This is a genomic window from Gemmatimonas aurantiaca T-27, from assembly GCF_000010305.1.
Lineage (GTDB): Bacteria > Gemmatimonadota > Gemmatimonadetes > Gemmatimonadales > Gemmatimonadaceae > Gemmatimonas > Gemmatimonas aurantiaca.
The window spans coordinates 2,506,898-2,525,289 of sequence record NC_012489.1 but is presented as its reverse complement, the minus strand read 5'-3'; the positions used below and the strand labels follow the sequence as shown (position 1 = coordinate 2,525,289).

The 18,392-nt window shown below is 65.1% G+C and carries 12 protein-coding genes; 7 read left to right on the top strand and 5 right to left on the bottom strand.

The window, feature by feature from the left end; translation table 11 throughout:
• Window positions 1–48: 48 nt before the first annotated feature.
• The 4 genes from GAU_RS11105 to GAU_RS11090 form a co-directional block, all read right to left on the bottom strand.
• A complete protein-coding gene (locus tag GAU_RS11105) occupies window positions 49–1,065 on the bottom strand; it encodes an ROK family protein (protein WP_083765595.1) in 1,017 nt (338 codons plus the stop codon).
• Between the two features lie 30 nt (window positions 1,066–1,095).
• Window positions 1,096–2,151: a lipopolysaccharide heptosyltransferase II gene (gene waaF / locus GAU_RS11100; RefSeq protein WP_012683642.1), complete on the bottom strand. Its 1,056-nt coding sequence runs from the start codon at window positions 2,149–2,151 to the stop codon at window positions 1,096–1,098.
• Window positions 2,152–2,171: 20 nt separating this feature from the next.
• Entirely contained in the window at window positions 2,172–3,968 is a 1,797-nt protein-coding gene (gene lepA, locus GAU_RS11095) for a translation elongation factor 4 (RefSeq protein ID WP_012683641.1), read from the bottom strand.
• A gap of 144 nt (window positions 3,969–4,112) precedes the next feature.
• On the bottom strand, window positions 4,113–5,594 hold the full coding sequence (locus tag GAU_RS11090) for a hypothetical protein (protein WP_012683640.1): 1,482 nt from the start codon (window positions 5,592–5,594) through the stop codon (window positions 4,113–4,115).
• A gap of 173 nt (window positions 5,595–5,767) precedes the next feature.
• On the opposite strand from GAU_RS11090, the gene GAU_RS11085 reads away from it, so the two are divergent.
• From GAU_RS11085 to GAU_RS11060, 6 genes are all read left to right on the top strand, one after another.
• Window positions 5,768–6,676 carry a DUF58 domain-containing protein gene (locus tag GAU_RS11085; protein WP_012683639.1) on the top strand — a complete coding sequence of 303 codons (909 nt, stop codon included), beginning with the start codon at window positions 5,768–5,770 and terminating at the stop codon, window positions 6,674–6,676.
• A 28-nt stretch (window positions 6,677–6,704) separates the two neighbouring features.
• Window positions 6,705–8,645 carry a BatA domain-containing protein gene (locus GAU_RS11080; RefSeq protein WP_012683638.1) on the top strand — a complete coding sequence of 647 codons (1,941 nt, stop codon included), beginning with the start codon at window positions 6,705–6,707 and terminating at the stop codon, window positions 8,643–8,645.
• Window positions 8,646–8,715: 70 nt separating this feature from the next.
• Complete coding sequence (mfd, locus tag GAU_RS11075) at window positions 8,716–12,027, top strand: transcription-repair coupling factor (protein WP_052574384.1); 3,312 nt, start codon at window positions 8,716–8,718, stop codon at window positions 12,025–12,027.
• 67 nt (window positions 12,028–12,094) lie between these two features.
• Window positions 12,095–13,504 carry a foldase protein PrsA gene (locus GAU_RS20865; protein WP_012683636.1) on the top strand — a complete coding sequence of 470 codons (1,410 nt, stop codon included), beginning with the start codon at window positions 12,095–12,097 and terminating at the stop codon, window positions 13,502–13,504.
• A 38-nt stretch (window positions 13,505–13,542) separates the two neighbouring features.
• Window positions 13,543–14,934, top strand: a complete 1,392-nt coding sequence (locus GAU_RS11065; protein WP_012683635.1) for a peptidylprolyl isomerase — start codon at window positions 13,543–13,545, stop codon at window positions 14,932–14,934.
• A gap of 12 nt (window positions 14,935–14,946) precedes the next feature.
• A complete protein-coding gene (locus GAU_RS11060) occupies window positions 14,947–15,876 on the top strand; it encodes a PdxA family dehydrogenase (RefSeq protein WP_012683634.1) in 930 nt (309 codons plus the stop codon).
• A gap of 82 nt (window positions 15,877–15,958) precedes the next feature.
• Here the strand turns inward: GAU_RS11060 and GAU_RS11055 are convergent, their stop codons facing one another.
• Window positions 15,959–16,174 (bottom strand): hypothetical protein, encoded by a 216-nt coding sequence (locus GAU_RS11055; protein WP_156798996.1) that lies wholly within the window; start codon window positions 16,172–16,174, stop codon window positions 15,959–15,961.
• Window positions 16,175–16,372: 198 nt separating this feature from the next.
• On the opposite strand from GAU_RS11055, the gene typA reads away from it, so the two are divergent.
• Window positions 16,373–18,208: a translational GTPase TypA gene (typA, locus tag GAU_RS11050; RefSeq protein WP_012683633.1), complete on the top strand. Its 1,836-nt coding sequence runs from the start codon at window positions 16,373–16,375 to the stop codon at window positions 18,206–18,208.
• Window positions 18,209–18,392 lie beyond the last annotated feature (184 nt).

The following is an 18,392-nucleotide window of genomic DNA, read 5'->3' as shown; positions in this document are numbered from 1 at the left end:
TGTGCCACGATGCGCGGGGCGCAGCGGCCGCTGATCAGGCGTCGCCGGTCAGGCCGGCGGATGGCCCGTGGATTGGGCGATGAATGCCGCAACGGCACCCACGACGCCGGCCGTGCCAGGCAGCGTGCCCGGGACGATGTGGCATCGCTCGGACACACTCTTGAACGCCCGTCGACGCACTTCCTTGCGCAGCGGCTCGAATAGGGCATCGCCCGCCTGGGTAACACCGCCGGCGATGACCACCACATCGGGGTTGAAGATGTTGAGCAGATTGGCCAGGCCGGCGCCCAGCACCCGTGCAGTATCCCGCACGATCTCCAACGCCACGGCATCGCCCTGGCCAGCGGCTTCGTACACCACCGCCGCCGTAATGCGCGTGAGATCCCCATCCACCATCGTGCGGAGCATCGACGACTCGTCGTTCGTGAGGGCTTCGCGCGCGCGTCCGGCAATGGCGCTGCCCGACGCGTACGCCTCGAGGCAGCCATAGTTGCCGCAGCCGCAACGCCGGCCGTTCAGGTCGATGGTCGTGTGTCCGATCTCGCCGGCGGCGTCGCTCGATCCATGATAGACCTTGCGGTCGACAATGATGCCACCGCCCACCCCCGTGCCGATCGTCACGCCGATGACGTTCACGCCACCACGGGCGGCGCCCAGCCACCACTCGCCATAGGTGGCACAGTTGGCATCGTTGTCGATCTGCACGGGCAGGCCCGTGAGCTGCGACATGGGGTGCGCCAGTTCGCGATTGTGCCAGTCGAGATTGGGCGCCTTGAGGACACGCCCGGTGGCGCGATCCACTGTGCCTGGTGCACCCACTCCCACGCCGATGAACGCATCACGCGATGCACCGGTTTCCTGCATGGTGGCGTCGATCGTTTCGTTCACCATGCGGGCGAGTCGTGCAATGACCGCGTCCGCACCTTCGGCCGCGAGTGTCGGCGCCGATTGCAGTCCGAACAGCTTCGAGCCGTCGAGCGTCATGGCCGCGACGACGATGTTGGTGCCGCCGAGATCTACGCCGACGGCGTACTGGGTGACCATTGCAGGAAGGGATTCAGGCATGAGCGGGAAAGATAGTCGGCATCGGCCTGGTCAGCGCTGGGTCAGCGTGTGCACGCTGCGCAGCACGGTGTCCGGCGCCATGGTGCGCATGCAATCCCAATGCCCCAGTGGGCATTGCTGCGGACCATGCGCATGACAAGGGCGGCAGGGGAGGTGCACACCCAGCACGGCCTGCCGTTCGGCCAATGGCCCGAATCCGAGCGAGGGCACCGTGGGCCCGAACAGCGCCACAGTGGGTGTGTTCATGGCCGACGCGAGATGCAGGGGAGCCGAATCATTGGTCACCAGGACACGACACCGTGCCAGCAGTGCTGCGGATCCCAACAATGACAGCGCTCCGGTGGCATCGATCACCGGCGGCCCCTGTGTGGCGTGGGCGCGCTCGGCGATGGCCGCTGCCAGTGGTGCATCGCTGGCTGCGCCAATCACGACGAGCCGAGCACCCGCCGCCGCCGAGGGCAGTTGCTGCAGCAGCGCGGCTGCCAGATCGGGATAGTGGGGCCAACGTTTGGTTGCCCACACGCTGCCTGGTGCGAGCGCAATCAACGGCGTGTCGATGTCCAACCCCGCCTGCTGCAGAAGGCCATCGACCTGCGCGTCTTCGGTCGCTCCTGGATACAGGGACGGACGTAATGCAGGCGCCGACTCGCTGTGAGGAGCGTCCGCCGCTGTGGCCAGTGACCACAGCCGCGCAGCATGATGCCATTCGGCACGGTAGTGCACACGACGCGTGTACAGCAGACGACCGGCCGAGCGATCAAATCCGATGCGCACCGGTATGCGGGCCATCAGCGCCAGGGCCGCCGTGCGCAGCGACCCCTGCGCGAGGAAGGCGCGGCTGGCGCCCACGGCCCGCAGCCGCGCGGCTACCCGGGCGAACCCGCGCCAGCCGGCGTCGCTGCGGCGTTTGTCGAACACAATGACACTGGCCACCGCCGGATGATTGGCCAAGACGCCGGCATTGGCCGGCGTGGCCACCACATGCACCGGGCCCTCACGCGCCAGTCGTTCCAGCAATGGCGTCGTGAGGACCATGTCCCCCAGAAAACTGGTCTGCAGGACGGCGCTGACCACTTCGGTGACCACTCAGGTGACCACGTGCGCGACTAGTCGACCTGCAGCACGGCCAAGAAGGCCTCCTGCGGGATTTCGACGCTGCCCACCTGCTTCATGCGCTTCTTGCCCTCCTTCTGCTTCTCGAGGAGCTTGCGCTTACGGGAGATGTCACCGCCATAACACTTCGCGAGCACGTCCTTTCGCAGGGGCTTCACCGTCTCACGCGCGATGACCTTCTGGCCGATGGTGGCCTGAATGGCCACTTCGAACAGTTGCCGCGGGATGAGCTCCTTGAGCTTTTCCGCCACCTTGCGGCCCCATTCGTATGCCTTGTCCTTGTGCACGATCACGGAGAACGCGTCGATGGCGTCGCCGTTGATCAGCATGTCGAGGCGCACGAGGTCGCTCTCGCGATACTCGAGCATCTCGTAGTCGAGGGAGGCATAGCCGCGGCTCACCGTCTTCATCTTGTCGAAGAAGTCGAGGATGATCTCGCCGAGCGGAAACTCCCAGTCGAACTCCACACGCGCCGTATCGAGATAGCGCATGTTCTTGTAGAGGCCACGGCGCTCGGTGCCCAGGGTCATGATGGGTCCGATGTACTCCGTGGGGCACATGATGCGGGCCTTCACGTACGGCTCTTCCACCGAATCGATCACCACGGCGGCCGGCATGAGGGCCGGGTTCTCCACCAACATCGTGGTGCCGTCGGTCTTGTGCACGTGGTACTCCACGCTCGGCACCGTGGTGACGAGATCGAGATCGTACTCACGCTCGAGGCGCTCCTGCACGATTTCCATGTGCAGCAGGCCGAGGAAGCCGCAACGGAAACCGAAACCCAGCGCGGTGGACGTTTCCGGCTCGTACTGCAGGGACGCGTCGTTGAGCTTCATCTTCTCGAGCGCATCACGCAGCGTTTCATACTGCGTGGTGTCGGTCGGGTAGATACCGGCAAACACGAACGAGCGCACTTCCTGGTAGCCGGGCAGCGCTTCGGTGGCGCGATTGTCCTGGTCAAAAATGGTGTCGCCGGCACGCGTTTCACGCACCGAGCGCACCGCGGCCAGCACATAACCCACTTCACCGGCGCGCAACGCTTCGGCTGGCACCTGCCGCAACTGCAGGTATCCCACCTCGGCGATTTCGTACACGTTGTCCGACGCACCGAAGGTGATCTTCATGCCCTTGCGGAGCTCACCGTCGACCACACGAACACTCGGAATGGCGCCGCGATACTTGTCGTAGTACGAGTCGAAAATCAGCGCGCGGGTCGGACCGTCCGGGTTGCCCCGCGGCGGCGGCACACGCTTCACGATCTCCTCGAGCAGTTCCGGCACACCCGTGCCTTCCTTGCCGCTCACACACAGCACGTCTTCCGGCATGCAGCCGATCAGGTCGACCACTTCCTGGCGCCGGCGTTCCGGCTCGGCACCTGGCAGATCGATCTTGTTGAGTACCGGGATGATCTCGAGCCCGGCGTCCATGGCGAGGAACAGATTGGAGAGCGTCTGTGCCTGAATGCCCTGCGACGCATCGACCACCAGGATGGCGCCTTCGCAGGCAGCCAGTGAGCGCGAGACTTCGTACGTGAAGTCCACGTGTCCCGGCGTGTCGATGAGATTCAGCTCGTACGACTGCCCGTCGCCGGCGGCATAGCTCATGCGCACGGCGTTCAGCTTGATCGTGATGCCGCGCTCACGCTCGAGGTCGAGCGTGTCGAGCACCTGCGACTTCATTTCACGCTTTTGCAGCGTGCCCGTCTTCTCGATCAGCCGGTCCGCCAACGTGGACTTGCCGTGATCGATATGGGCGACGATGCAGAAGTTGCGGATGTGACTGAGATGCAACGGAGGTCCGGCTTATAGGGAACGGAAGAACAGCCCTGAAAGCTAATCGAGCCGGTCCGCCGATTGGGAATTCCCTCCCAAAAGCAAACCGCCCCATCGGTCTCTGATGGGGCGGTGGGCCAATCTCAGGTTTCGGCAAAGCCCTCAGGGCGTGCCACCGGGCTGACCGGCGGGCGTTGGCGGAATGATCGCACCGTCACTTCTGGGGGCCGGCGCCGGGCGCGGTGCCTCCGTTTGGGCGCCGCCCGCCGAAGCGGGGGTACCGGAGCCGCTCGTGGGGAACTCCCGGCCACGCGTAGGGGACGGGGCACGGGATGCCGCGTTGCCGTTCGAGGCGTTCCCGCTCGCCTGGGCACCGCCACTGTTTGACACCCCCCGGTTCCGGTTCCATTCCGTCTGCTGGTACCGCCGCTCTCCGGCACGCTGGCGAGCCTCGAGATTGCCGGCATCACCCACGTACTCCGAGCCTGTCGCTCTGCTCGGCAGCGCTCGGGTGGTGTTCCAGGGCCGCTCTTCCGCCACCACGGCTGGGAAGCGGCGTTCGCTTCCGGTCTCGCCACGCCGCCATGCCGACGGTTCAAACGCTGGCGACGGTACCGGGATGGCCGGGCCCCGGGCGATCAGTTCTTCGTCGGCGGCACGTGAGGCCGGCACGGCCGGAATCCCTGTGCGCGAGGAATCCGTCGGAAGGCCTGTGGTATCTACAGGGACCGGGCGGTTGATCGGCGGCAGGACACTGGGCCACCAGGCGACACGATATCCGGTGCAGAATTGCCCACCGAGGGTGATCGGGGCGACCAGGGACACCATGGAGCCATAGAACATGGCCGGCATGCCCACGCCGAAGCCCATGCCAAACGCCATACCAAAGGCGAACGGCGACCGGCCATACAACGAAAGGCCGAATGCGTTGCGGACCGAGGGGTTGATGTCGTCGAACATGCTGCCGCCAAACCAGCCGAGTGCCGAGCGGCGCCAGTAGTAGCTGGATTGTCCGGTGCAGCCGTTGTCGAAGTACCAGGACTCGGCAAATCGGCTGAGCGGCGTGGGATTCGGGGCGGTGGCGACGGCGACAGAAAACTCCGCTTCCTGTCCGAACACCGTCTTGCCCAAGACCTGCAGCATCTCCTCCTGGCTCGTGACCAGAGTGTCGAGCAACATGTCGTCCGCCCACTCCGGACCAAAGCGGAACTGCTCGAGGTCGGGCTTGGACCGGGAGGCAAAGGCCACGACCAGTGGGGCCTCCCCGTAGTTCACGAGGTGGAGCAGCTCTCTTCGGTCGAGGGCACGGGCCTGAATGGTGCGACCGCCTCGAATGCGTGTTTCGAGTCCGGGGCGGCGCGGAGACAGGACCTGAATGGGAATGTCGGCTCGTCCACGGGTGACCGCGAACATGACCACGTGCGACTCTTCGTCCACCTTCATGGAAACGCCGGGCCACTGCGCCAGCGACATCACGTTGTTCACACCGAAGATTCGCAATTGCGGGACGGCACGTTCGTTATTGGAAACGGGCGTGACCGACACCTGCGCTGTCAGCGGACTGGCCGCAACGGCTATCGCGAGGGAGAGGCTGGCGGCCCGGAGGCCGGCGCTTCGGGGGGAGGGAATACTGAACTGGACCATTGGGAACCTCCGCAGACGGGCGGGGAGTGCTACAAAACGCGTCCTCAGTTGGCACACTGTTACACCTGCTCGCCAACCTACGTTCACCGGTAGAACTGTCAATGGGACCAAAATCTTGAACACTTGGTCACAAGACTGCCGCAAAATCGGTGACCTGCGCGTATCCTTGAGTCATGAGCCAACCCCGTGCCGACCAACTCGACCCTGCCGTCCTGGCGGCGCTGGGCCATCTGGAACTGGTGTCCCGTTGGGTGGTGGACGGCTTCATTACCGGTCTCCATCGGTCGCCCCGAAAGGGGTTTTCGGTTGAGTTCGCGGAGCATCGCCCCTACATGCCGGGTGATGACCTGCGTTATCTCGATTGGCGCATCGCAGGGCGCGCCGATCGCTGGGTCATCAAACAGTTCGAGGAAGAGACCAATGCCCGGGCCATGCTCGTGCTCGACGTTTCGGCCTCCATGCAATGGACTGGCGACCCTTCGCGACTGACCAAGCTGGCCTACGCCGAACGGCTGGCCTCGGCGATGGCGCTGCTGTTGCTCCGGCAGCGGGACGCCGTTGGACTGGTCCGCTTCGACGCCGGCCTGCGGGACGTGGTTCCGCCGCGTTCCCACCGCACCCAGTGGCGCCGCTTGATGGCCGCGTTCAGCGAGCCGGGTGGGGGGGCGGAGTCACAGGTTGCCCCCGCGCTGCTGCAGGCGGGCAAGCTGGTCCGCCGTCCGGGATTTGTGGTGCTGCTGTCGGACTTACTCACCGATTCCGAACCGGTGGCGGATGCCGCGCGCACCCTGCGGGCCCGTGGGCACGAAGTGCTGGTGCTGCATGTGATGGATCCGGCCGAGCGCGACTTCCCCGACTCGGGCGAAGCGCGCTACCGGGATCCTGAGTCACGCGCCGAGGTGCCGGCGTCGCCCGGTGATGTGCGGCATACCTATCAGACGACGGTGCAGGAGGCCCTGGCCGAGTGGCGCCAGGCGCTCGGGCGCGCCGGAGCGCGGTATGCATTGGCCTATACGGACGAGCCCTTTGGTCGCGCGCTGCGGCATCTCGTCGGAGTGAATGGACGCGGCGCGATGGTTTGATCGACTCGGCATCTGAACTGTTTACGACATGGCGTTTCTCGCCCCCGCCTTTCTCGCACTCGCCGTTCTGGCGGGTGTGCCGTTGCTTGTCCATCTGTTGCGCCGAAAGATCGGCCGCACGGTCGACTTTCCCGCTGTGCGCTATTTGGCGCGCATGGAACAGGAGCACAGCCGCGAACTGAAGCTGCGCAATCGCATGCTGCTGTTGCTGCGCATCCTGGCCGTGATCGCGCTGGCGCTCGCGGCAGCGCGTCCCATTGCACGATTGTTCGGCGTCGGGCACGCCCCGATCGCGCTGGCCGTGGTGCTCGACAACTCCATGAGCACGGGCGTCGCCCGCGATGGTCGGGTGTTGTTCGATTCGCTGCGCGGTGATGTGCGTGGCCTGCTCGCTCAACTGAGCGGCGAAGATCGCGCCTGGATTGTCACCGCAGACGGACGGGTGATCGGTGGCACCGCCACCACGCTGGAGCAGTCGCTCGCGGCCATCACGCCGCTCGGCGGGCGCGGGGATCTCGCGGTCGCGACCCAGCGGGCCGTCGGTCTGGCGCGCAGCGGGGCTCCACGCACGCCAGTGGTGGCGATGGTCAGCGATGGTCAGCGATCGGCATTTCGTACCGACAGTCTCGTGGATGCGGGCGATGTGCCGGTGGTGTTGCTGCAGCATGGGGCGAGCGATGTGCGCAATCGAGCCATCGTGATGGCCGAACCTTCGCCGGTACGGTGGACACCGGGCGGTGATGTCTCGCTTGCCGTGGTATCACCCGATTCTGCGGCCTGGCGTCTCGCGCTGGATGGGCGCACGGTGGCCCGCGGTGTCGTACCGGCGGCCACCGCACAGGCTCCATCGCGCATCACGCAGCGGCTGGCCAGCAGCAGCAATGGCTGGATCCGCGGCAGCGTGGAACTCGATGCCGACGCATTGCGCGCCGACGACACCCGGTGGTTTGCCGTACGTGTCGCTCCGCCGCCGACGGTGGCGATTCGCACGCAGGGCGGTCCTTTTCTGTCGGCAGCCCTTGGCACGCTGGTCGACGAAGGCCGATTGACCCGCGGCAGCGAGAGCGATCCACGAGTCGTGACCGTGTCGAGCGCCGAAGCCGACGGCACGCGCAAGCCGGTGTTGCTGACGGCCCCCGCCGATCCGCTGCAGGTTGGCAGTGCCAATCGGCAGCTCACGCGGCTCGGCATCCCGTGGCGTTTTGGGGCGATCGCGCGTGGTGTGGTTGTGGCGCGGGTACCGTCCCGTGGTGGTGTGGCCGATTCGACCAGCCCCACGGCGCTGGCCTTTGAAGGCACGACGGTACGGTGGCGATTCCCGCTGGTCTATTCGCCGGGCGCATCGAGCGAGACTGCCGGTGCCTCAGCGGGAGCGGCCGCGCCAAACACGGCGTCGACAGCGCTCGATACCATCGCCACGGCCGGCGGCGCACCGTGGGTGGTGGCCGGCGATGGATACGTGCTTCTTGGTTCCCCGCTCGATGCGGATGCCACCGATTTGCCGCTCAAGGCCGCGTTTGTGCCCTGGGTCTTGGAGGCCCTAGCGCGTCGCCTGGGTGATGATGGCCGGTTGATCACGGCGGTCCCGGGCGCGGTGGTGACGGGCTTGCGTGATGTGACGGCCCTCGAGCGTCCTGACGGCACGCTGCTGCCCACCTCGGGCGACCGGGTCACCGTCCCGTCACAGGCCGGCGTCTACTTTCTGCGCCGCCAAGCGGCGCGCGTCGGCGCCCTGGTGGTGAATGCCGAACCGGCGGAGTCGGAACTCGCGGGCACCGGCACGTCCAGTGCCGATGGCAACACGCTCATCGCCTCGCTCGTGAAGGGGGCCGACGTGCGGGCGGAAGCCACCAGCGCGTCGTGGCAGCGCACCGTCTTTGCGCTCGCCGAAGGCCAGGCGTTGTTGCTGCCGCTGGTGGCGCTGGCATTGCTCGCATTGATTGCCGAGGCGTGGATCAGCGGTCGCTAGCTTTGTGCGCTAGCTGGCGTGGGCCGACAGGCAGGCCGGACGCCGCTTCGGACTTCTCGATGAGTGGGTGATGGGACTACCGCGGTTGATAGATGCGATCGCCGGGCTGCCGGCGTTCGATCGGATGCTCAAGGCGCTGCCGGGAGCGGGGGCGTCGTTGCGGGTCGGCGGATTGGCCGGTTCGTCCGATGCCGTGTTGGTGGCCGGTCTGGCGAGAGCGTTGCCGCAGCGCCTGGTGGTGGTGATCGCCGATCAGTTGGGAGACGCCGAGCGTTGGCTCGCGGACCTGCAGGCACTGCTCGACGATGTGCCAGTGGCGCTTTACCCGCCGCGCGAAGGCTTCGGGGAAGTGGAGCCTCACGCCGAAGTGGCCGGCGAACGGGTGGAAACGCTCGAGAAGCTCGGGCGCAGCGCGGTGCGCATTCTGCTGACGACTTCGCGCGCGGTGCTCGAACGCACGGCGCTGCCACGTGCATTGAGCGGCGCCCGTCTCGAGTTGCGCAAAGGTGACCAGCGCCGCCTGTCGGATCTGGTCACCCATCTCGAGTCCATCGGTTTCGAGCGGGTGCCCATGGTGGAGGACGTGGCCCAGTTCTCCGTGCGTGGTGGCATCTTCGACATCTACTCGTTCGGCATGGCCGAACCGGTGCGCCTCGAGTTCTGGGGCGATGACATCATCGAGCTGCGGCACTTCGATCTGAACACGCAGCGCAGCACGCGAGATGCCGAGCTGGCGCTCATCCTGCCGGTGGATGGGCGGGTGCAGATGGCCGAAGAAACCGATGAACGCGTGGCGCTGCCGGCGCTCTGGCCGTCCGATTCGATTGTCGTGATGCCTGCAGGCAGCAGTGTCTTGCCCGAGCTGGTGCGGACCTGGGATGAGGCCGCGCACCATATCGAGCTCGCCCTGCGACGTGGCGAAGACTACACGCACCGCGATCTCTTGTTTGTGCCACCGCCGGAGATGGCCAGCACCCTGGCGCGGTTCGGCACGGTGCGCATCAATCCGCCGCCCCAGAAGGCGACGAGTGCGAACAGCAAGGATCTGCAGCCGGTGGGGCCGGAGCCGGACGTCATGTTCCCGGTGCGCCACCCGGAAACCATTTCGCGCGATCTGCGGGTGCTGCGCCGCCTGCAGCGCGACGGGTTGCACACGGTCATCCTGTGTGACAACGCCGGGCAGGCCGAGCGGCTCGACGAACTGCTGGGAGAAGACGGACCGGTGGCGGCTGCGTTGGCCATCGGCGTGTTGGGCGGCGGGTTTGTGGTGCCGCACGTGGTGCGCGTGCTCACCGACCACGAGATCTTCCGTCGTGAGCGGCGTTTGCGCCGCACGCGCCGCTACAGCACGGGCGCGTCGCTCGACACACTCGGTGCACTCAAGCCCGGTGACTACGTCGTGCACCTCGAGCACGGCATCGGCATCTATCGCGGCATCGAAAAGATCTTCGTGCGCGAGAGCACCATCGAGAGCGCGGTCATCGAGTACGAAGGTGGCGATCGGTTGAATGTGCCACTGTACCGCATCGATCAGATCGAGCGCTATCGCAGTGCGCACGATGTGAGCGACGATGCGCCCGCGCCACGTCTGCACAAACTGGGTGGCAACAAATGGAAGGCCCAGCGCGAGAAGACGCGCATGGCCATCCTGGAGATGACGCAGGAGCTGCTGGAGCTCTATGCGCGTCGCAAGGTCACCACACGGCCGCCGCATGGTGCGGATGGTGCCTGGCAGCGTCAGTTGGAAAGTTCGTTCCTGTTCGAAGACACACCCGATCAGCGCAAGGCCACCGAGGATGTGAAGCGTGACCTCGAGGGTGAGCGACCGATGGATCGCCTGCTCGTGGGTGATGTGGGCTACGGCAAGACGGAAATCGCCATCCGTGCCGCTTTCAAGGCGGTGCAGGGAGGACGGCAGGTGGCGGTGCTCGTGCCCACCACCATTCTCGCAGAACAGCACGCCCGCAGCTTCGGCGATCGGTTGGCCGACTTCCCCGTCACCGTGGAAGTCATGAGCCGGTTCCAGACGGCCAGCCAACAGGCCGTGGTGGTGGAGAAGCTCAAGAAGAAGCAGGTGGACATCGTCATCGGCACGCACCGTCTGCTGAGTCCCGACGTGGCGTTTGGGGATCTCGGACTGATCATCGTCGACGAGGAACACCGTTTCGGGGTGAAGCACAAGGAACGACTCAAGCAGCTCAAACTGAGCACCGACGTGCTCACGCTCACCGCCACGCCCATTCCGCGCACGCTGCATCAGTCGCTGGCTGGCCTGCGTGACCTGACGCTGATGCAGACGGCACCGCGCGATCGTTCGCCGGTGCTCACCTTCGTCGAGCCGTTCGATGATGCGCTCATCGAAGAAGCCATCTCGCGCGAGCTCGATCGGGGCGGGCAGGTGTTCTTCGTGCACAATCGCATCGAGACCATCGAAGCCATTGCCGATCACCTGCGTCGGATCGTGCCGCGCGCCCGTGTGGCGGTGGGCCATGGGCAGATGAAGGAACGCGAACTGGAAAAGGTCATGCGCCAGTTCGTGGAGGGTGAGGTGGACATCCTGGTGTCCACCCTCATCGTGGAGAGTGGGCTCGACGTACCCAACGCCAACACGATGTTCGTGAACCGGGCCGACCATCTCGGGCTCGCGCAGCTCTACCAGTTGCGCGGCCGCGTGGGGCGTTCCCATCGCCGGGCCTACTGTTTCCTGCTGGTCCCTGATCGGGTGGACGAAGACGCCGAGCGTCGCCTGGCGGTACTGGAGCACCACACGGAGCTTGGCGCCGGGTATCGGGTGGCGCTCAAGGATCTCGAGTTGCGTGGTGCCGGCAATCTGCTGGGGCCGGAGCAGTCCGGATTTGTGCACGCGGTGGGCTTCGACCTGTACCTGCGGCTGCTCGATGAGACGGTCCGTCTGCTGGCCGACGGCGGTGGTCAGAAGCCCTGGATTCCGGCCGACGTCAATCTCGATTTCCCGGCCTATCTGCCCGACGAGTACATCATCTCGCAGGAGGCCAAGCTGGACGTGTACCGCCGCCTGACCGCGATGCGGGACGTGGCGGCCATCGAGGCCCTCAAGCGGGAGGTGCGGGACCGGTTCGGGGCATTGCCCCCCGCTGCCGACGCCCTCTTTGGCAGTGCCGTGCTCCGTGTGCTCGGCGCCATGCTGTCCGTGGACGGGGTGCTTGTGCGGGCATCCGAGGCGCGTATTACTTTCAGGGCTGACGCAGTTCCGCGGCTCAAGGGGCTGTCGGCGGCTTTCCACGAGGTCCAGTTCCAGGTGGATGTCCGTCGCACCCAGCCACTTGCGCTGAAGCTGACTCGACTCGGGGGTGCCGAAATGCTCGAAGGGCTGAATCGTGCTCTGCGTGCCTTGGTCCCCTGACGGCAACCAATTGTCGTTCGTTCGGGTCTCACTTCTCCCATATCTCTCCGTTGCCGGAGTTCGCCTGATGAAATCGTCCCGTTTGTCCGTTCTTGCGCTCGTTGCGTTTGCCGTCGCCTGTGGCGCGGCGTCCAATCCCGACGTGGCAGCCAAGGCCGGCGACACTGAGCTCTCGTCGGCCCGACTCGCGGAGGTCCTCGCGCAGTCGCAGGCGCCGCTCGAGAAGGACGTGGCGCGGAACATCGCAGAACTCTGGGTCAACTATCAGCTCGTCGGTCTCGCTGCGGCGAACAACGACTCGCTGAGCGACGCCAAGGTGATGCAGGAAGCCCTCTGGTCGCAGATCGACAACATCCGCGTCAAGAAGTTCTACGACAATGTGTCCAAGGGCTGGGATTCGCTCTCGCCGGGCACGGATGAATCGCGGTACATGAGCGGCGAAGCCCTGGCGGCGCGCCACATCCTTGTGAAGACCGAGCCGAACGCCACGCCCGAGCAGATCGGCGTCGCCAAGAAGAAGGCGGATGGCATCCTGGCCGAGGCCACCACGGCCAACTTTGCGGTACTCGCCGCCAAGAGCGATGAGCCGGGCGCCAAGGAACGTGGTGGTGATCTGGGTCTGTTCCAGCGTGGCATGATGGTGCCGGAGTTCGAGAAGTGCCTGCTCGTGCTCAAGCCGGGTGAGATCTCGAAGGAAGTCTGTCAGACGTCCTTCGGTTTCCATATCATCTACCGTTCGCCGTTCGCCGATGTGGCGGAGAAGTTTGCGCCGGTGGCCAAGCAGCGGAACGTGGCCATTGCTGAGAGCACCTACCTGGCGAAGCTCGAGACGTCGCATGGCGTCAAGATCGAAAGCAGCGCGCCGGTGAAGGCCAAGGCCATCGCCAAGAACCCGCTCGGCTACGTGAAGGACAACGCCGCGCTCGCCAGCTACAAGGGTGGCTCGCTCAGTGCCTCACGCTTCGCGCAGTGGGTCATGGCGTACCCACCGCAGGCGCAGATCCGTCCGCAGTTGGTGGCGGCGCCGGACACGCTGGTCGAGAAGTTCGTCAAGCAGATCGTGCGCAACGAACTGGTGCTCAAGCAGGCGGACAGCGCCAAGTCGCAGGCCGATACGAGCGAACTGCAGGTGCTGTTCATGAACTTCAAGTCGGACGTGCCGCGGGTGTGGGGCGGTCTGGGTATCGACCCGACCAAGCTCACGGACAGCGCCAACACCAGCAAGCCGAAGGTGGCCGCCGCCCGCGTCGACTCCTTCTACAACCGTCTGGTGAAGAACGAAGTGCCGTTTGTCGAGGTGTCGTACCCGCTCGCCCATGCCCTGCAGAGCAAGTACCCGTTCTCGATCAATGAGACGGGGCTCGACAAGGTGATCGAGAAGGCGAAGACCCTGCGGGCGTCGTCGGATTCCAGCAAGGCGCAGACGGCACCGACCGGCACCGCGCCGGCCACGCCGCCCGACACCACCCAGAAGTAAGCCCTGAACCCCGATCCTCTGGTCGGGTACCAACTGGCATGAATCGTCCTCTGTTGTTCTCCATGCTCACCGGCGTCGCGATCCTCGCGGCGCCGGTATCGCATTCCCACGCGCAGGACACCACTGCCGCGAAGGCCGCCAAGGCTGTCGTACCGGATTCGTCGAAGACGATCCCGGTGGACGGCATAGCAGCCATCGTGGGCGATCAGGTGATCCTGGTGTCGGAAGTGATGTCCTCGGTCAACTCGGCCCGCGCGCAGGGGGCCAAGATCGAGAGCGCGAAGGATCTTTCCAAGCTGGAGCAGGACGCGCTCCAACAGCTCATCGAAGCGGAACTGCTGGTCCAGAAGGCCAAGCTCGAGAAGATCGAGGTCAACGATGTCGAACTGCAGTCGGGCGTCGACAGCCGTGAGAAACAGGCCCGCGGCAACTTCTCCACGGACGCGGAATTCCGTCAGGCGCTGAAGGAGAATGGCTTCGGCACGGTGGAGGAGTGGCGCAAGATGCAGCTCGACGCCGCACGCCGGAGTAAGCTGCAGCAGGAGGTCATGCAGAAGTTGCAGCGTGACGGCAAGGTGACGGCGGTGAACGTCACCAACGCCGAGATCGACGAAGCGTACGAAGAGGCCAAGACGCAGCTACCCCGCAAGGAAGCGCGCGTGGGCATGCGGCAGATCGTCGTGGCCACCAAGCCGTCCGAGGACGCGAAGAAGAAGGCGCGCGTGAAAATCGATTCCTTGCGCGCGCAGCTCGACAAACACCCCGAGGACTTCGAGAACATCGCCAAGCGTGAGTCGATGGATGGCACCCGTGAACTCGGTGGCGATCTGGGGTGGAACCGCCGTGGTCGCATGGTCCCGGAGTTCGATCGCATGATGTTCGCGCTCAACCCGGGCGTGATCAGTCCCGTGCTGGAAACGGGCTTCGGCTATCACATCATTCGGGTTGACCGCGTACAGCCGGCCGAAGTGAAAGCGCGTCACATCCTCATCCGTCCGACGGTGGATTCGGTGGATGAGGGGCGTACGAAGCTGCTGGCGGATTCCGTGGCTGGCGCCTGGCGCAAGGGCGGCAGCTACGACTCACTCAGCGTGAAGTTCCATGACGAATCGGGTGGTGAAGAAAAGACCATTCCCGAGTATCCGCGCAGCGAGCTGCCCGAGGCGTATCGCAATGCCCTGGAGGGCGCGAAGCTGAACGACATCATCGGACCGTTTGCCATTCCGGATCCGGCGGCGGGTGCGAACAAGTTCATCATCGCCCAGGTGACGTTGCTCGACGAAGGCGGTGAGATGACGGTGACCGAAGCACGGACGCGCATCCGGGAGCACCTGGCCGGCGAGAAGAAGATGCGCCGTCTGATCGACTCCCTGAAGCAGCAGACGTACGTGTCGGTGCGGTATGCGCCTGACCGGCAGGGCGAGCCCTGAGGTGAGTATTTCGTGAGTACCGCAGGCGACCCTCGCGGCGTCACCCTCGGCATCACGCTGGGGGACCCGCGTGGCATCGGTCCCGAAATTGTGGGCAAGGCGCTCCGTGACTCCCGTGTGGAGGCACTGGGCGCCTTCTGGCAGGTGATCGGTCCGTCGGGAACGGGCGTGCCGGTGGATGTGGATCTGGGGCCCTGGCAACCTTCAGGGGATGCGCAGGCGGATCTGGCAACGGGTGGTCGTCTGGCCGGCCTGGCCGTGGAGCGCGCCACTGCCATGGCGCAGCGCGGCACGATTGACGGCATGGTCACCGCGCCGCTCGACAAGGCGGCACTCAAGGCCGGTGGTTACGACTATCCGGGGCACACCGAGATGCTGGCGGCTCTCACCGGAGTGCCCACCACGATGATGCTGGCGTCCGATCGGCTGCGGGTGGTGCTCGCCACGACGCACATCGCGCTACGTGATGTACCGGTATCCCTGACCGCCGCGGCCATTCGTCAGGCCGCGCAGGCCACGGAAGCCGGGCTGCGGGCCGATCTGGGCATTCCCGTGCCCCGAATTGTCCTGTGTGCCCTCAACCCCCACGCCGGGGACCACGGGCGGTTTGGCGACGAAGATGACACGCTGCTTGCGCCTCTGGCCCGGGAGCTCGGGCTGCATGGCCCTTTGCCCGCCGACACGGTCTTTGTGCGCGCCCTGCGGGGCGAGTTCGATGCGGTCATCGCCCCGTACCACGACGTGGGCATGACGGCCATCAAGGTGGCCAGTTTTGGCAGCGCGGTGAACATCACCCTCGGGCTGCCTTTTGTACGGACCTCGCCAGATCATGGCACCGCGATCGACATTGCGGGGCAGGGCGTGGCCAGCGCCGAGAGTCTGATTCAGGCCATGACGACGGCCGTGGGGCTTGTCCGCCGCCGGCATACAACGGCGGGCTGACACTGTCCTGCTGTGCCAGCCCGCCGCATCCCGAATCGGGATATGTCACTGGGGTGTGCGAAAGACCGTGGGGGCGTTGCCCTCAGGAACTGTCTTTCGAACGTTCGCCACGGGTTTGCTCGTATTCCGGACGAGCGCTGTAGCCGTAGCCTCCGAACACTTCACCGCCACGCATGTAGTCGTGGCCGTAGCCTCGGCCGAGCGGATAATTCGAGGATGGGGTGCCGGGTGCGGTCGTCTGGCTGCCCGGCGTCTTCCTCTTCCCGTCGGCGGAGATGCTCTGTTGCTCCTCGTGCATCGGTCCCTCCAGCAAGGGTGTCCTTAGAGGGTACGCCCGGTTCGGGGGGAGGGCAAGCTGAGCCGCGGTCATTGGCGTGGCGCTGGGACGATGGAGTGTTCCGAAGGTCACGGTGCGGCAGGGAATTGGTGACAGAACCGTCCGGATCACGTTTCCCCCGTTGAATCCCAATCCAGGGGCTAGCTAGCTTGTAAGGCTATGGAAATTCGTAACGTCGCCATCATCGCGCACGTCGACCACGGGAAGACGACCCTCGTCGACAAGATGCTCCGTCAGGCTGGTGCCTTCCGGGAAAACCAGGTCGTCGAAGAGCGCGTGATGGATTCGAATCCGCTCGAAAAAGAGCGGGGGATCACGATTCTCGCCAAGAACACCTCCATCCGGTGGAACGACACGAAGATCAACATCGTGGATACCCCGGGGCACGCCGATTTCGGTGGGGAAGTGGAGCGTATTCTGCGCATGGTGGACGGTGTGTTGCTCGTCGTCGATGCCTTCGACGGTCCGATGCCGCAGACCCGCTTCGTGCTGCGCAAAGCGCTCGAGCTGGGCCGCACGCCCATCATCGTGATCAACAAGATCGATCGTCCCGGCGCAGATCCGCTGCGCGTGCATGATGAAGTGTTGTCGCTGTTCATCGAACTCGAAGCCACCGAAGCGCAGCTCGAGTCGCCGGTGGTGTATTGCAGCGCCAAGCAGGGTATCTCCACGCTCGACATGGACGTGGAAGCCGTGGACTTCGTGCCGCTGTACGAGACCATCGTGAAGACGGTGCCGCCGCCGCCCAGTGATGCGGAAGGGCCGTTCCAGATGCTCGTGTCGACGATCGACTATTCGGCCTACCTGGGCCGCATCGCGATCGGTCGCGTGGAGCGGGGCACGGTGAACATGGGGGATGCGATCTCCCTGGTGACCACCGATCCCTCTCAGGCGCCGATCCGTGGCCGCGTGACCAAGCTGTATGGCTATGAAGGCCTGGATCGCGTGGAGATCCCGTCGGCCTCGGCCGGTGAGATCGTGCAGTTGGCCGGCTTCGAAGATGTCGACATCGGCAACACCTTGACCGACCCGGCGACCCCCGAAGCGCTGGAAGGGATCAGCGTGGAAGAGCCGACGATCAGCGTGGACTTCGTCGTGAACAATTCCCCGTTCGCCGGTCGCGAAGGGAAGTTCGTGACGTCGCGTCAGATCCGTGAACGGCTCTACAAGGAGCTGGAGCGGAATGTGGCGCTCAAGGTCGAAGACAGCGACACCACGGATGCGTGGAGTGTGTCCGGTCGCGGTGAACTGCACCTCTCCATTCTCATGGAGACCATGCGCCGCGAAGGGTTCGAGTTCCAGGTCTCGCGCCCGCGTGTGATCACGCGTGTGAATGAGCAGGGACAGAAGCTCGAGCCGTTCGAAGAACTGTCCATCGACGTGCCCGAAGACTACATGGGCGTGGTGATCGAAAAGCTCGGTCCGCGCAAAGCGGAAATGATCGAGATGAAGAACCCGGGACAGGGGCTCGTGCGATTGCTGTATCGCATTCCAGCCCGTGGATTGTTCGGGTTCCGCAGCGAGTTCCTCACCGACACGCGCGGCACCGGTATCATGCACCACCGTTTCCTCGAATACGGGGCGTGGGCGGGTGCCCTGGCGGGCCGTTCGCGCGGTGTGCTGGTGTCGATGGAAGCGGGTACCATCATCGCGTTTGCCCTCTTCAATCTGCAGGATCGTTCGACGCTCTTCGTGACCCCCGGTGATGCCGTGTACGAGGGCATGCTGGTGGGAGAAAATTCCCGTCCTGGTGACATGGACGTGAATCCCACGAAGGAAAAGAAGCTCTCGAACATGCGCTCGAAGGGTGCCGACGAAGCGATCGTGCTGGAGCCGCCCCGTCAGCTCACGCTCGAGAGTGCGCTCGAATACATCGAAGACGATGAACTGATCGAAGTCACGCCGCAGAGCATTCGCCTGCGCAAGCGGATGCTTGCGGCGAGCGATCGGAAGCGCGTGACCCGTGAAGTGAAGCGCGAGCGGGAACGCGCGTAAGGATCGTGTCAGCCGCACGGCGGCACTGATCAGACACGGCTGAGAATGCCCGGACGGTGCGCCGTCCGGGTGCCATGGCGGGAATTGTCGCACGGTCTGAACATTTCCCGCACACATCCGTATCACAGGCATCACGGGCGTCGTTCAGATGACTCGTGCGTTGTTTCGGGTTGCGGACCGGAGT